General features: G+C 50.6%; 14 protein-coding genes and 1 tRNA gene. 5 read left to right on the top strand and 10 right to left on the bottom strand.

Going from position 1 to position 12,200, the window contains the following annotated elements; all coding sequences use genetic code 11:
• Window positions 1-49: 49 nt before the first annotated feature.
• Window positions 50-850 carry a recombination regulator RecX gene (recX, locus tag CK797_RS04930; RefSeq protein WP_104688647.1) on the bottom strand — a complete coding sequence of 267 codons (801 nt, stop codon included), beginning with the start codon at window positions 848-850 and terminating at the stop codon, window positions 50-52.
• A gap of 97 nt (window positions 851-947) precedes the next feature.
• Between recX and CK797_RS04925 the strand changes: the two genes are divergently transcribed.
• Window positions 948-1,160 carry a hypothetical protein gene (locus CK797_RS04925; RefSeq protein WP_104688646.1) on the top strand — a complete coding sequence of 71 codons (213 nt, stop codon included), beginning with the start codon at window positions 948-950 and terminating at the stop codon, window positions 1,158-1,160.
• Window positions 1,161-1,184: 24 nt separating this feature from the next.
• Window positions 1,185-1,427, top strand: coding sequence for a DUF2922 domain-containing protein (locus CK797_RS04920; RefSeq protein ID WP_104688645.1), 243 nt, complete (start codon window positions 1,185-1,187; stop codon window positions 1,425-1,427).
• Window positions 1,428-1,463: 36 nt separating this feature from the next.
• Here CK797_RS04920 and CK797_RS04915 read toward each other — a convergent pair whose 3' ends face one another.
• The 3 genes from CK797_RS04915 to map form a co-directional block, all read right to left on the bottom strand.
• Window positions 1,464-2,357, bottom strand: a complete 894-nt coding sequence (locus CK797_RS04915) for a YihY/virulence factor BrkB family protein (RefSeq protein WP_104688644.1) — start codon at window positions 2,355-2,357, stop codon at window positions 1,464-1,466.
• 101 nt (window positions 2,358-2,458) lie between these two features.
• Window positions 2,459-3,970, bottom strand: a complete 1,512-nt coding sequence (gene yjeM / locus CK797_RS04910) for a glutamate/gamma-aminobutyrate family transporter YjeM (RefSeq protein ID WP_104688643.1) — start codon at window positions 3,968-3,970, stop codon at window positions 2,459-2,461.
• A 441-nt stretch (window positions 3,971-4,411) separates the two neighbouring features.
• Complete coding sequence (gene map / locus CK797_RS04905) at window positions 4,412-5,266, bottom strand: type I methionyl aminopeptidase (RefSeq protein WP_104688642.1); 855 nt, start codon at window positions 5,264-5,266, stop codon at window positions 4,412-4,414.
• Between the two features lie 125 nt (window positions 5,267-5,391).
• Here map and CK797_RS04900 point away from each other — a divergent pair, with 125 nt between their 5' ends.
• Together CK797_RS04900 and CK797_RS04895 are read left to right on the top strand one after the other, a co-directional pair.
• Window positions 5,392-5,847: a flavodoxin gene (locus CK797_RS04900; RefSeq protein ID WP_104688641.1), complete on the top strand. Its 456-nt coding sequence runs from the start codon at window positions 5,392-5,394 to the stop codon at window positions 5,845-5,847.
• Window positions 5,840-6,298 carry a GtrA family protein gene (locus tag CK797_RS04895; RefSeq protein ID WP_104688640.1) on the top strand — a complete coding sequence of 153 codons (459 nt, stop codon included), beginning with the start codon at window positions 5,840-5,842 and terminating at the stop codon, window positions 6,296-6,298. Before CK797_RS04900 ends, CK797_RS04895 begins: the two co-directional genes overlap by 8 nt.
• 82 nt (window positions 6,299-6,380) lie before the next feature.
• Here CK797_RS04895 and wecB read toward each other — a convergent pair whose 3' ends face one another.
• The 4 genes from wecB to CK797_RS04875 form a co-directional block, all read right to left on the bottom strand.
• Complete coding sequence (gene wecB / locus CK797_RS04890; RefSeq protein WP_104688639.1) at window positions 6,381-7,511, bottom strand: non-hydrolyzing UDP-N-acetylglucosamine 2-epimerase; 1,131 nt, start codon at window positions 7,509-7,511, stop codon at window positions 6,381-6,383.
• A gap of 79 nt (window positions 7,512-7,590) precedes the next feature.
• Window positions 7,591-7,663: transfer RNA gene (locus CK797_RS04885), tRNA-Arg, on the bottom strand.
• 60 nt (window positions 7,664-7,723) lie between these two features.
• Complete coding sequence (locus CK797_RS04880) at window positions 7,724-9,028, bottom strand: DEAD/DEAH box helicase (RefSeq protein WP_104688638.1); 1,305 nt, start codon at window positions 9,026-9,028, stop codon at window positions 7,724-7,726.
• Between the two features lie 12 nt (window positions 9,029-9,040).
• Entirely contained in the window at window positions 9,041-10,060 is a 1,020-nt protein-coding gene (locus tag CK797_RS04875; protein WP_104688637.1) for a Gfo/Idh/MocA family protein, read from the bottom strand.
• 166 nt (window positions 10,061-10,226) lie between these two features.
• Here CK797_RS04875 and CK797_RS04870 point away from each other — a divergent pair, with 166 nt between their 5' ends.
• Window positions 10,227-10,589: a DUF4828 domain-containing protein gene (locus tag CK797_RS04870; RefSeq protein ID WP_104688636.1), complete on the top strand. Its 363-nt coding sequence runs from the start codon at window positions 10,227-10,229 to the stop codon at window positions 10,587-10,589.
• A 35-nt stretch (window positions 10,590-10,624) separates the two neighbouring features.
• Here CK797_RS04870 and CK797_RS04865 read toward each other — a convergent pair whose 3' ends face one another.
• Both CK797_RS04865 and CK797_RS04860 read right to left on the bottom strand, forming a co-directional pair.
• Entirely contained in the window at window positions 10,625-11,206 is a 582-nt protein-coding gene (locus CK797_RS04865; RefSeq protein ID WP_104688635.1) for a TIGR00730 family Rossman fold protein, read from the bottom strand.
• Window positions 11,199-12,128 carry a lactate/malate family dehydrogenase gene (locus tag CK797_RS04860; RefSeq protein ID WP_104688634.1) on the bottom strand — a complete coding sequence of 310 codons (930 nt, stop codon included), beginning with the start codon at window positions 12,126-12,128 and terminating at the stop codon, window positions 11,199-11,201. Before CK797_RS04860 ends, CK797_RS04865 begins: the two co-directional genes overlap by 8 nt.
• Window positions 12,129-12,200: the final 72 nt, after the last annotated feature.

Here is a 12,200-nt window from a genome sequence, read left to right as displayed (position 1 = left end):
TATTTTTAGTAAAATACAATCAAATTAAATAATACCAATAAATTCCTCATTAGGAAAGCCCTTCTTCCTGCTCGTCCAACCAGACCTGTACCCGATCGAGGTCGAACCCCCGCCGGTACATCCCCTGCTTAAAGTGCTGGATCCTGTCGCGGCCGGTGTAACGCCGGTAGCGCCGCCAGAGTTTTTCCGCCGTCTTTGCCAACAGGTCCTCCTGCTGGTCTAGATCCTCCTGAGGACTCACCTGGTCACGGATCTGGTCAAAGATTCCACCGGCATAGCCCTTAGTCAACAACCCCTGACGAACTTTCTGCTCCTGACGCCTTAGGGGTTGATTGCGATAGCGACGGAAAAGCTTCTCAGCCAGCTTGCTGGCATTGGCCTGCTGCTGTTCAGGGGTAAACTGGGCCAAGGCGTCGTCGATGTCGTTTTCCCCGATCTTCTTCATTCGCAGGTGCTGACGAATTACACCGGGGCCTTTAAAACTGGTAATCATCGCCGTTCGCACATAACTGGCAGCGTACTCGTGATCGTCCACCAGGTGCTGGTCGCGCAGTTTCTGCATGATCGGAGCAATAAATTGCTCCGGTATTTCCAAATCGTGGAGCTTTTTGATAATGTCGCTCTCCGTTCGCAACTGGTGGGCTAGATAGTCCAACATTCGCGAGTAGGCCCGCGCCTGCTGGTCGGCGGTCGTGATTGCGGCCACCTGCTTCTTATCCAGCTCCAGTCCCTTCATTAGACGAAACTTGATCAGGACACTCTCGGCCACCGGAAAAGCGTACTTGCCATCCAGATAAACATTGTAACGCCCGCGCCGTTTTTGGGCTTCAATTTTAGTAATTTGACCCATTTTAAAATTCTCCTTTACATTGGTCCTCCTCAACCGTCTGTATAAGTGTAAGCAGCGGCCGCTACTTATCAACACTAACAGTAAAGGAGTGCTCAACATGAGTATGGAACGTCAATTCAAGGCTGCAAAGGTTCAAGTCACGATGGTTGGTGACCAACATCCTAAAGGAGTTAACCACCTCTTCAATAATGTTAGTCAGCAATTCAGCAATGACCAGCTTATCAGCCTGACCCAGGCGGTTGCCTTGTTGACCAACGAAAAATGTGTTGGTGTCAACGTCATTGTCACGGATCACGTCGCTATCGACTAAGCAAGCAAAGGAAGGTAAGTCAATATGAAATCACTCAACCTCACATTCAAGACCAGCAAGGGTAAGAAGCACCTGCTCAAGCTTGGCTATGCCAACAGCAATCTCGACGCTAAGACTGTCCGGCAAGCAATGGAACTCATCGCTGCCGCCAATCTCTTCGTCAAAGGTGACGAACAACTATGCGTCACCCCACTAGCTGCCAAGTATGTTGACACGGTCGACACCGTGCTCTTCAATGACGCAGCCGCCAAGACCCTTGCAAAGTAATCCTCCCGCGAACAAAGCGAGCAGTAGCCAACCCGGCTACTGCTCTTTTTTATTATGCCGATTGTCACCTAACTGCCAGAAATGCTCCCGCTCGTGCAACTCACCCTCATGAGCCTCTTGGAGAGTTGCATTGAGAACGGCTCCCAGCATAATGATGTAGCCGGAGAAGTCCAGCCAAACCATCATGGCAATAAAGGCACCAATCGTCCGGTATGAGATAACGCTGTGGCGGAAGATAACCGTGTAAAAGGAAAACAGCCGTGACAGCCCCATCCAGAGGAGCGCCGCCATGAAAGCCCCGGCCACCGCATAGCGCAAGCGAACTTTGGCATTGGGCACAAAGTAATAAAGAAGGCAGAGGGCGATAAAGAGGACGGCAAAGGTTACCGGCCAGCGCCAAGAGTTGAAAAGGTAGATATATTCTTGACGGAAGTGGAAGATCGGTTGGACACTCTTCAGGACCTGCTCACCCAGCCCGTACAAGAGAACGATCACGAAGATGATGGCCAACACGACAATCATCCAGATAAAGGAGATCACCCGATTGCTGACCGGGTTCTGGTTGCGGGCCACCCCGTAGGTCAGGTTGACACTCCGCTGAAAGGCCGCAATTCCCTGGCTGGTCGACCAGAGGGCAATCAGGGCCCCGGTCGTCAGCAAACCACCACTTCCCCGTTGGAGAAAGTCATAAATCAATGGTTGGAGGAAGCCATAGACGGCATCCGGAACCGCCGTCTGAAGGTAGCTCAGAACCGTTTTGGCATCGAGTCCCATCATTGGTAAAAGGTTCCCAATCACCAGGACAGCCGGAAAAATCGATAGCAGGGTGTAGTAGGCTAGCACCGCTGCCGAGCTCGAAATCTGCGCCATCTGGAAATGCTCCATCAACAGCGTAATAAAACTCTTCATTTTGCCCGGCTCTTTCGTCATGACTACCCTCCCAAAGATATAGGGCTATTATACCAGACCGGGAACAAAAAATAAGGTCCGCTAGCAATTTGTTAGCGGACCTTAACATAAGGATAAATTAACTATTTTTCACTGATGTGGTGCTTCTTAGCAGAAATCTGGTAGAAGATCAGGGCAACGACGGCGAAGAAGATTGGGCCGGCGATCGTCCAGAAGGCTGTCTGCCAATCGTGATCCAACATTGGTTGAACGAAGGTGAAGATAATCCCGACAATCAGAATGATTTCAACGAAACATACCAAGACATTAGTCCAGAAGCGGTTCTTGAAGACCACGAATGGCCGGTCGAGATCCTTCTTTGCCTTGAAGAATGGGAAGGCACCAACTAAGAACAGGTATGGGAAGCAGGTTGACACGTTGGCCATGTCGGTCAGAATCGTGTAGAACTTCTGCGCAGCGGAACCACCGAAGGCCACCAGGAAGATGATGATGGAAACGATGATCACCTGCAGCCACATAGCGTTGGCAGGCATCCCAGCCTTGTTCAGCTTGGTTAGCTTCTTTGGCCAGAGTTCTGGGTTGGAACCCAGGATGAAGGCCTTGATTGGAGAATACATCAGGACGAAGAGGGCACCAAGGAAACCAAGGGCCTGTGAGAAGGCAACAATCCGCGTCATGGCAGCCCCCCAAACCAGGGCAGTTGCGTGAGAGCAGCCAAGTGCCAAGCCCAGCTTTACCCCCAGGATATTGAAGAGCACGTAGGTGGCGTTCCCCAGGTTGGTGGAACCCTTAGCAAAGTCACCATTGTAATTGGCGAACCAACCAGCCATGATGATCATGATAACGTAGGCCCCAATCGTGAAGATGGAGGCGATGATCAGGCCACGTGGGAACGTCTTTTCAGGGTTCTTCATACTATCAGTAACGGACCCCAAGGACTCCATCCCTCCGTAAGCGAAGATGGCGTAAACAACGAATGAAATAATGGCAATTGGCGTCTGGAATTGTGGGTTTGGTGAAAGAATCAGATCCTTGGCACCATGGAATGGCTGGGCAATTACACCCTTGTTAACGATTAAAACAATAATTGCTGCGATAACGTAAATGATGTTAACAACCACGGTAAAGATCCCACCAAGCGAACCAACTCGAGCAATCGCCGTCATGCCACGAGAACTGAAGTAGGTGCAGACCAGCATCAGGATAATCCCGAGAACCCCGATCAGTTCGGTCGAGGTCAGGCCTAAGAAGTGCCACTGCTGAGTCGTATCCTTCCCGAAAATCAATGCAGAGAAGGTGATCCAGATCCGGGAGGCGGTCGATACCATCCAGACAATCCAGGATGCTAACCAAACGAAAGTCCCGATGAAGGCCATCCGTTCACCAATCGAACCGGCCAACCAGGAGTAGATACCACCCTTGGCGTCCTTAAACGTCGAACCATATTCGGCCATCATTAAGCCACACGGGAAGAAGAAACAAATCCCGGCTAATGCGTACCAGATAATACTACCGTAACCCATTTGCAAGTAGGCGTTTGAAACATTCCCAAATCCGAAGATTGAGGTAATGATCATCGTCACTAGGCCGAAGGTAGTAATCATTTTCTTTGTATTACCACTTTGATCGTCCAATTTATTAGACCTCCAAAAAAATTTGCTTTCTTAAATAAAAATAAGAAATCATTTAATAATCTAAGTATAGTCTTTTCTGATAGAAATAAAAGCAGTCATGACTAATTCTAATCATTTTCTCATCAAAAATATGCACTTTTGAATGTATATTCGACCTTATCGATGTATATTCTTCAATAAAATGGTTATTCATGCATGAATCTGTCGATTTGGAAAACAATTTATTACTACTGTGCTATTCAATTCATTCTAAAAAAACTTATTTTTAAAATAAGGAAGCAATTAGTCGCCTTATATTATTTAGCTATATCTCCAGTTTTACTTAATAAAATAAAGTGAATCATCCAAAATCCTCATTTGTATATTTCGTTTTAAAAGTTAAATCAACAATTTGCATACAAAAAAGGAAGGCCTCCCGAAAATTGGGTGTCTTCCCTTGCCTTACTTGAACTGCTCGGCGATCTCACGGGCAATCTTGCCGTAGTGGTCGAGATATTCAGCATAGTTATCATCGTAAAGGTACTTGGCATCAGCTGCCGGATCCTGTGAAGTTAGGATCTTCGGACCATCATTGGTAATGACCAGGGTGTGCTCATACTGGCAAGACCAGCCACCATCAGCCGTCTTGGCCAGCCAACCGCTTGGATCGCTGGTGTCGGCTTCCCAGGTACCAGTATTGATCATCGGTTCAACGGTAATCGTCATACCGTTTCTCATACGCAGCCCTTGGCCGTGTTCACCATAGTGCGGTACCATTGGATCTTCATGCATCGTTGGCTGGATCCCGTGGCCGACGAATTCACGAACATCGCCGTAGCCATTCTCGTCCTCGGTGTAGTGCTGAATTACAGCACCAATGTCACCGATTCGGTTGCCCGGAACACACTGGTCGATTCCCATGAAGAGGGCCTGCTTGGTGACGTCCATCAGCTTGGCGATCTCCGGCTTAACTTCGCCGACCGCGTAGGACCAGCAGGAGTCGCTGAAGAAGCCGTCAACACTGACAACAGTGTCGACCTTAACCAAGTCTCCCTTCTTCAGAATCAGGTTCTTACGAGGAAAGCCGTGGCAGATCTCATCGTTGACACTGACACAGGTGGCGTACTTGTAGCCTTCAAAACCAATCTGCTCAGCCTTAGCGCCAGCTGCCTTGAAGTACTTGCGGGCAAATTCTTCAATCTTCCAGCTGGACATCCCCGGCCGGATAAACTCACGAATCCCGAGGTGCATTCCCGCTAATGCGGCCCCGGCCTTTTCCATCGCTTCAATTTCACGAGGTGATTTTAACGTAATCATTCTCTTAATCATGTCTCCTTTTTTGACATATCTATCTTTAACAGTATACCACTAGTTCCCCAGCATGCTATACTATGAAACTGTTATAATTAAGTGGCAACAATCTATTTATGGAGGAATTATTAATGAAAGCTCTTGTGGTCTACGCGACAATCACCGGTAATAACGAGGACGTGGCCGACATCATCACCGATGCCCTGGAGGACCTGGACGTTGACGTCGAGGAGACCGAGATGACGATGGCCGACCCCGCCGACTTCAGCGACGTCGATATCTGCGTCATCTGTCCATACACTTACGATGAGGGTGCCTTGCCTGAAGAAGGACTCGACTTCTATGATGATCTCCAGGAGGAACAACTAACTGGGAAGGTCTACGGGGTGGCTGGCTCCGGCGATACCTTCTATGGGGACGACTTCTGCGTAGCCGTCGACAAGTTCGGTGCCGCCTTGGCCAAAACCGGTGCTATCAAGGGAGCTGAAAACGTCCACATCAACCTGGCCCCAGACGAAGACGACATCAAGAAGCTGGACGCCTTTGCCAAGCAGCTGGTCGAGAAGGCGGCGAAGGCCAATGACTAAGCTCATCCGTCTTTTCAACAAGTACCGCTCCATTATCGCCTACCTCTTCTGGGGTGTCGTCACCACGGTCGTCAACATCGTGGTCTTCCAGTTCCTAAGCTCCGGAATCCACTGGAACTACCAGCTGGCCAACGTGATCGCCTGGTTCTTATCAGTGCTGGTCGCCTACTTCACCAACAAGGTCTGGGTCTTTGGCTCTCACTACTCGACCGTTAAAGCCTTCTTGAAGGAGTTCTTCTGGTTCTACTTCTACCGGGGGCTGACCCTAATAATGGATGTGATCATCATGTACGTCGGTATCAGCTTGCTAAAATTCGACAGCCCAATCCAACAGCTGATCGTCAAGATTATCGATAACGTCATCGTCGTGATCGCCAACTATATCTTCTCAAAATGGCTGATTTTTCATGATAACCGCGACATCGTGGAGCACGGTAAGAATAAAGAATAATCAGAAAAAACAGAGCAGTATACAAAGAGGCTTCCAGCGTTTCAACACTGAAGGCCTCTTTTACTTACGAAACTTTCTTAAATTATTTTGCTTTCAAATAATCTGCAATGATCCCCAGTATGCGGGTGCTGGCGTGCCCATCACCAAACGGGTTTGGCGATGTAGCCATCTTTTGATAGGCGTGACTGTCATTCAACAGCATGAAGACAGCCTGCTGGATGCTGGTTGGATCGGTACCAACGATCTGGACCGCTCCCACATCGACGGCTTCCTGACGTTCCGTATTTTCCCGCAAAAGAAGAACCGGTTTGTGCAGGGCCGGAGCTTCTTCCTGGATGGTCCCGGAATCGGTAATAATCAGGGTGCTGCGGGCCGCGATATTCAAGAAGTCCTTGTGGGGCAACGATTTAATCAGGTGAATCCGGTCACGGTCACCGAGAACTTCCTCAGCTAAACTCATCACCTCGGGATCCGCTGTCAAGGGGCAGACCAGTTCGACGTCCGAGTTGGTCTCGACAATGTCCCGAACCGTGTGGAAGACCTGACGCATCGGTTCGCCGATGTTTTCTCGCCGGCTCATCGTCAGAATGATCAAGCGGTGCTTTGCCGGCAGCTGATTGAGAAGTTCACTATGAAAGTCCGGCGTGAGCGCCTCCTCAACCGCGTCAATTGAGGTGTTCCCGGTAACGTAAATCTGCTTAGCTGGGTGGGATTCCTTGAGCAGGTTATCCCGGGCTCGGGTTGTCGGCGCGAAGTAAAGATCCACCAAGTCATCGGTCAGACGGCGATGCATTTCATCGGGAAACGGCGCCTCCTTGTCATAGGTCCGCAGACCAGCCTCAACATGTCCTAGGGGCAGGTGCTGATAGAAACAGACCAGGCTGGCAGCCAGACTAGTCGTCGCGTCCCCGGCCACCAAGATCATGTCCGGCTGACTAGCGTGCATGACGTTGTTCAGGTTATGGAGGAGTTTGCTGAGCTGCTCGACTAGGTCGTATTCCGGTCCATCGACTACATCAAGGTTGAAGTCCGGCGTGATATGCAGGCGGTCAAGGACCTGCCGGAGCTGGGGTTGATGTTGTTTCTGTGCGGTAGTGACCACGATCGGCTGCCAGATGGCTGGTGCCGCCTGCATCCGTTCAATCACCGGGGTCAGCTTCAATGCTTCTGCCCGTGTTCCAAATAACGACATAATCTTATACGGCCCCTGCACGTTGATCTCCCCTTTTCATTTAAATGAACCGACTTTACACAAAAACCGTGTCGCAACGGTTCGACACGGTTTACACTGATGATCCCATCCGGGCTTGAACCGGAATCGACCGCTTAGGAGGCGGATGTACTATCCAATTATACTATGGGACCAAACAAAGAATATTATCGCATTTTCTTCTAAGAAGGTAAAGACGGTAATATTCTTTTTCGTTACTTACCCGCATTCTTACGCCGATGTTTGAGCCGAATCCCCTTATTCTTCCGGTTCTTCTTATGGCGCTTGCGGTGCGGCTTGCTAAAGCTGGCCAGAGTCTTGTGGACCTGCTTTTGAAGATTGCCATCGTCGTGCTGTTTTTCCTGAAGTCGGCGGCTGGCCTTCTTGCCCAGTGAAACCACCTGTTGACCGGCTACCGGTTTCTGGTCGGTCAGCAGATCATTGCCAATGTACATCTGGACTAGGTGGTAATCGGTGTCTTTGAGCAACTTCTTGAGATCACGAATGTCATGGTCATCACCGAAGTTTAAGACGACCCCCGGCTCCCCCTGCCGGCCCGTCCGTCCAGCTCGGTGAATGTAGGTATTGGTCTGCTGAGGCAGGTCAAAGTTAACTACCCCCGGCAGTTTTGGAATATCAAGGCCCCGCGCTGCCAGGTCAGTAGTCAACAGGAGCTTCAGCTGGCGCTTGCGGAACATCCGCATAGCCTTTTCCCGTTGGACCTGTCGCTGCCGACCACCAAGGGTCCCCACGGCAACGTGTTCATGACGAAGGCGGCTAGCCGCGTAGTTCAGCGTCCGGGTGCTGTTAAAGAAGACCAGAGCCCGGAAGTCCTTGACACTAGCCAACCGCCGTAGTGTAGCCGTCTTCTGCTGGTTAGTCCGGGCACTCATGAAGCCGTGCTTGACTGGACCTCGCGAATGGTCGGTATTGCGGACGTCGTAGGTCACAATGTCCCGACCAAACATCACGTCGAGGTCGTCAAACACCGGCGCCTTGGTGGCCGAGAAGAAGGCCAGCTGGGTGCTGAGTGGCGTGGCCCGTTCAATATCTTCAACCACAGCCTGGGTATCGTCTTGGAGGAGGTCGTCCGCCTCATCGATTACCAGAGTCTGCAAGTGGCCCAGCTTCAGGTGATGGTTATCCAGCATATGAAGAACCCGCCCCGGCGTCCCAACGACAACATCCGGGTGCTCATGAAGCTTCATTACCTGACGGCGGAGGTTAGCGCCCCCGGTCAGCGACTGGACTTTGACACCAATCAGGGTCGCCCACTCCCGCATCACACGGGCCGTCTGCAAGGCCAGTTCCTGGGACGGCGACAGGACCAGCAGCTGGGTTCCAGTTCCCGGCATTACCTTGGGCAATAGCGGCAGTGTGAAGGCCAGCGTCTTGCCGGAGCCAGTCGGGGCAATCCCCAAGACCGACTTATCATTCGCCAAGGCTTCCGCAACTGCCGACTGGATTGCTGTTGGTTCCTGGTAACGTTCATTAAAGTGTTCTTGAAACTGTTTGATCAATTAAACATCATCCTATTCCTGATCATTGTCAGCGGGGAAAACGAGGTTAGCGGACTGGCGCATCGAGTACATAACTGCGTTGACGGTCCGAGCTAAATCCATCCAGTGCTTGTATTTTTTCATTTCTGCTTCATCATCAGGGTTGTTGAAGAGGTCAGCAAAGTCATTCATCTCATCAGTCATCGAGTTCTTCTCAACCGGAGCATCCAATGGGTGGGCGTTCTGGTCGGCGTCATAGTAGGTAACCTGTTTGGTGTTGAAGATGCTGTCAAAGACTAGGGTGTCCTTGAGACCATATACCTCGGAGTCGAGGTGAGAATTGGCCGTCTTCCCGAAGTTCAGGGTGACACTGAAGTCCTTGTAACTCAGGATAGCCACGCCCTTGGCATCAACCCCGGTTTTGGCCAGAGTTGGGTAGTAGACAACCGTGGATGGTTCACCGAACAGGGTAACCGCACCATAAACAGCATATACTCCAAGGTCCATCAGGGCTCCACCGGCAAACTGCAAAGTAAAGATGTTCGGGTATGGCTTATCGTCAGCCAGGACCTTGTCATAACGGGAGGAGTACTTCATAACAGTAATGGTAGCCCCTTGACAGTGGTTCTTCTTCATCTCATCGACCTTGGCCAGGGCCTGCTGGTAAAGCGGTGTGTGGATGTGCCGGGCTGCCTCGACCAGCCGGGCCTTCGGGTGAGCTGCCAGCAAAGATTCAATTGCGCTGAACTCAGTCGGGTTGACGAAGGCCGGTTTCTCAACAATGATGAACTTATCGTTTTCGATTGCTAAACGAACCTGTTGGTAGTGGAGGCTGTTTGGTGAGGCAATATAAACAACATCAAAGTCGCCATCTTCAAAGAACTTGTTCAAGTCATCGTAGAATTCGGTAGCGCCATATGGTTCACCAAATTCCTTAGCCCGGTCCAGGGTCCGTGAATAAACCGTTGTCAATTGGTACTTACCGGTCGTCTTCGCGGCATCTAACATCTGATCAGTGATAATGTGCGTTCCAATAATTCCAAGTTTAAGCATCCGTTTCTCGTCTCCCTTTACGTAAATTAATTTGTTTACACCTAATTTTACCAATTATTGCGTGATTTTAACAGAAATGAAATCTTCTCATAATACAAATGTGTGTATAATAAAATTGAAGCTAAACTTGACTTATCACATACTTAATTGAGGAGACTGATGAAATATGAAGAAAAAGGGAATGTTACTTTTCGGCGCGGGACTTATGGCTGGACTCAGCAGCACTTTGGGGTTCAGTCACGCGAAGAAGAGTAACACTACGACCGCGTTACCGATTTTTTATACTGGCACTTGGCAATACTATGATAAAGAACGCGATCGATCCCATAAAATCACCATTTCTCCTGAATTAAAACTGGGCATCGATAACCAGCCCATTCCGGCAACCGTTCAACAGATTAAGGCCGACAAGTTAGTCTTCCTTGATAAGTTCGGCTACCACATCACGATCCGGGCCAACGAGAATCGCCCCGTCTCCCTAACCGATGAGGCCGATGACCAGGTTTATGTGATTCAACCATTACAATAATCTGACCGCTATGAAGCGGCCTTTTTCTTTTTAAACTACTTTTTTTCGTGTTTGTACTGCCGCCGTAATGGGGCCCGGTAGCTGTTCATGAAGCTCAATACCCGTTCAAAGTCGGCACTGAAGCAGAGACTATCCAGATAACGCTGTTCGAGGAACCCGGTTTTGTTCATTTCCACAAGGAGCTTTTGCAGTGGCGCATAGAAGTTGTTGAGGTTATAAAAGGCAATAGGCTTATCGTTGTCACCCAGCGTCATCCAAGATGCTGCCTGGCTAACCTCCTCCAGCGTACCCAGGCCGCCGGGTAGCGCCAGCATCCCATCGGCCAGCTCCATCATCGTCTCCTTACGGGTGTCCATGTCGTCAACTAAGTGAAGGTCGGTAACCGCCTGAAAGGTGACCCCACGGCCGGCAAGCTGTTTAGTGATCACCCCGTGAACAATCCCCTGACCGTCGAGGACGCCCTGGGCAACAGCTCCCATCAGACCATACTGACCCCCACCGTAAACCAGTTCAATTTGGTGGTGGGCCATCGTCAAGCCAAGTTCGTGGGCTGACTGGAGGTAACGGGGATCGTAGCTGTCACGAGCCCCACAGTATACTGCTAATCGTTTAATCATTATCTTCATCCATCCTTTGTAGTGCCGCAAGCTGCTGATTAATCGTTGCTGCGGCGGTTTTGATTCCGGCCTCCTCAACCGGATAGAGTTTAAGCAACAATAGATTGCCCACTCCTTGACGACCGATCAGGGCCGGAAAACTGACATAACCCTCGTATTGAGGTTGAAAGATCGCCACCGGCAGGGCCAACTGCTCATCGGTCAGGATTGCCCGGATGATCCGGGACGCCCAGGTACAAACCGCACTGGCGTTGTAGCCCAACCCCTGCAGGGTGTACCAGTTATCAAGGTCAGCGTTGATCTTGAGCTGCTGGCGGTCAAGTTGGTGACCGTTGATCGTCTGGTCAAGCGCCTGTCCGTTAACCCGAACCGTCGACCAGGCAAAAACCTGCTGGCCGTCGTGCTGACCGTAGACGAAACCACTTACATTGGCCGGAGCAAGCTTGGCAGCTGCGGCAATTGCCCGGTGCAATCGGGCAGTTTCCAGGACGGTACCGATCCCTATTACCTGCTTGGGTGGCAAAAGAAGGCACTGTTGGAGGTAGGCAGTGACCGCCTCGTTAGGATTACTCAAGTTGAGGACGATCCCCCCAAAGCCGCTTGCCCTGACCTGGGCAGCCACCTGCTTAATAGCAGTATGGTTGAAAGTCAGCTCGGCCATCGGTTGGTCAGCAATCAAGCTACTCTTCCCCACCGCCACAATAACAACCTGTGCATCTTTCAGGGCCGCATAATCCTGAATGACAATCCGGGGATGACCTGCCAGGGCGGTGGCAGCGTCCTGAAGGTCGGTCATGACGGCCAGGGCTAACTGGTCATCCTGATCAATCAGTACCAGGTCATCGCCCTCCCCGCTCACCAGTAGCTGGTGGGCCAGGAGACGGCCAACATGTCCTAATCCAATGATTCCAATCTTACTCATTTATTCTCACCTTTATTTCCCGGGTAATAAAAAAGCTGGGCCCAATTATTGGCCACAGCTCGTATTTCCCCT

It is taken from the genome of Limosilactobacillus pontis, assembly GCF_002940945.1.
GTDB lineage: Bacteria > Bacillota > Bacilli > Lactobacillales > Lactobacillaceae > Limosilactobacillus > Limosilactobacillus pontis_A.
The sequence above is the reverse complement of the archived record's forward strand: the minus strand, read 5'-3'. Positions and strand labels throughout refer to the sequence as shown.

Bases quoted from the DNA above. Each gene is read 5' to 3' on its own strand.
- recX (WP_104688647.1), bottom strand. From the start codon at position 850: ATGGGTCAAATTACTAAAATTGAAGCCCAAAAACGGCGCGGGCGTTAC.
- CK797_RS04925 (WP_104688646.1), top strand. From the start codon at position 948: ATGAGTATGGAACGTCAATTCAAGGCTGCAAAGGTTCAAGTCACGATG.
- CK797_RS04920 (WP_104688645.1), top strand. From the start codon at position 1,185: ATGAAATCACTCAACCTCACATTCAAGACCAGCAAGGGTAAGAAGCAC.
- CK797_RS04915 (WP_104688644.1), bottom strand. From the start codon at position 2,357: ATGACGAAAGAGCCGGGCAAAATGAAGAGTTTTATTACGCTGTTGATG.
- map (WP_104688642.1), bottom strand. From the start codon at position 5,266: ATGATTACGTTAAAATCACCTCGTGAAATTGAAGCGATGGAAAAGGCC.
- CK797_RS04900 (WP_104688641.1), top strand. From the start codon at position 5,392: ATGAAAGCTCTTGTGGTCTACGCGACAATCACCGGTAATAACGAGGAC.
- CK797_RS04895 (WP_104688640.1), top strand. From the start codon at position 5,840: ATGACTAAGCTCATCCGTCTTTTCAACAAGTACCGCTCCATTATCGCC.
- CK797_RS04875 (WP_104688637.1), bottom strand. From the start codon at position 10,060: ATGCTTAAACTTGGAATTATTGGAACGCACATTATCACTGATCAGATG.
- CK797_RS04870 (WP_104688636.1), top strand. From the start codon at position 10,227: ATGAAGAAAAAGGGAATGTTACTTTTCGGCGCGGGACTTATGGCTGGA.
- CK797_RS04865 (WP_104688635.1), bottom strand. From the start codon at position 11,206: ATGATTAAACGATTAGCAGTATACTGTGGGGCTCGTGACAGCTACGAT.
- CK797_RS04860 (WP_104688634.1), bottom strand. From the start codon at position 12,128: ATGAGTAAGATTGGAATCATTGGATTAGGACATGTTGGCCGTCTCCTG.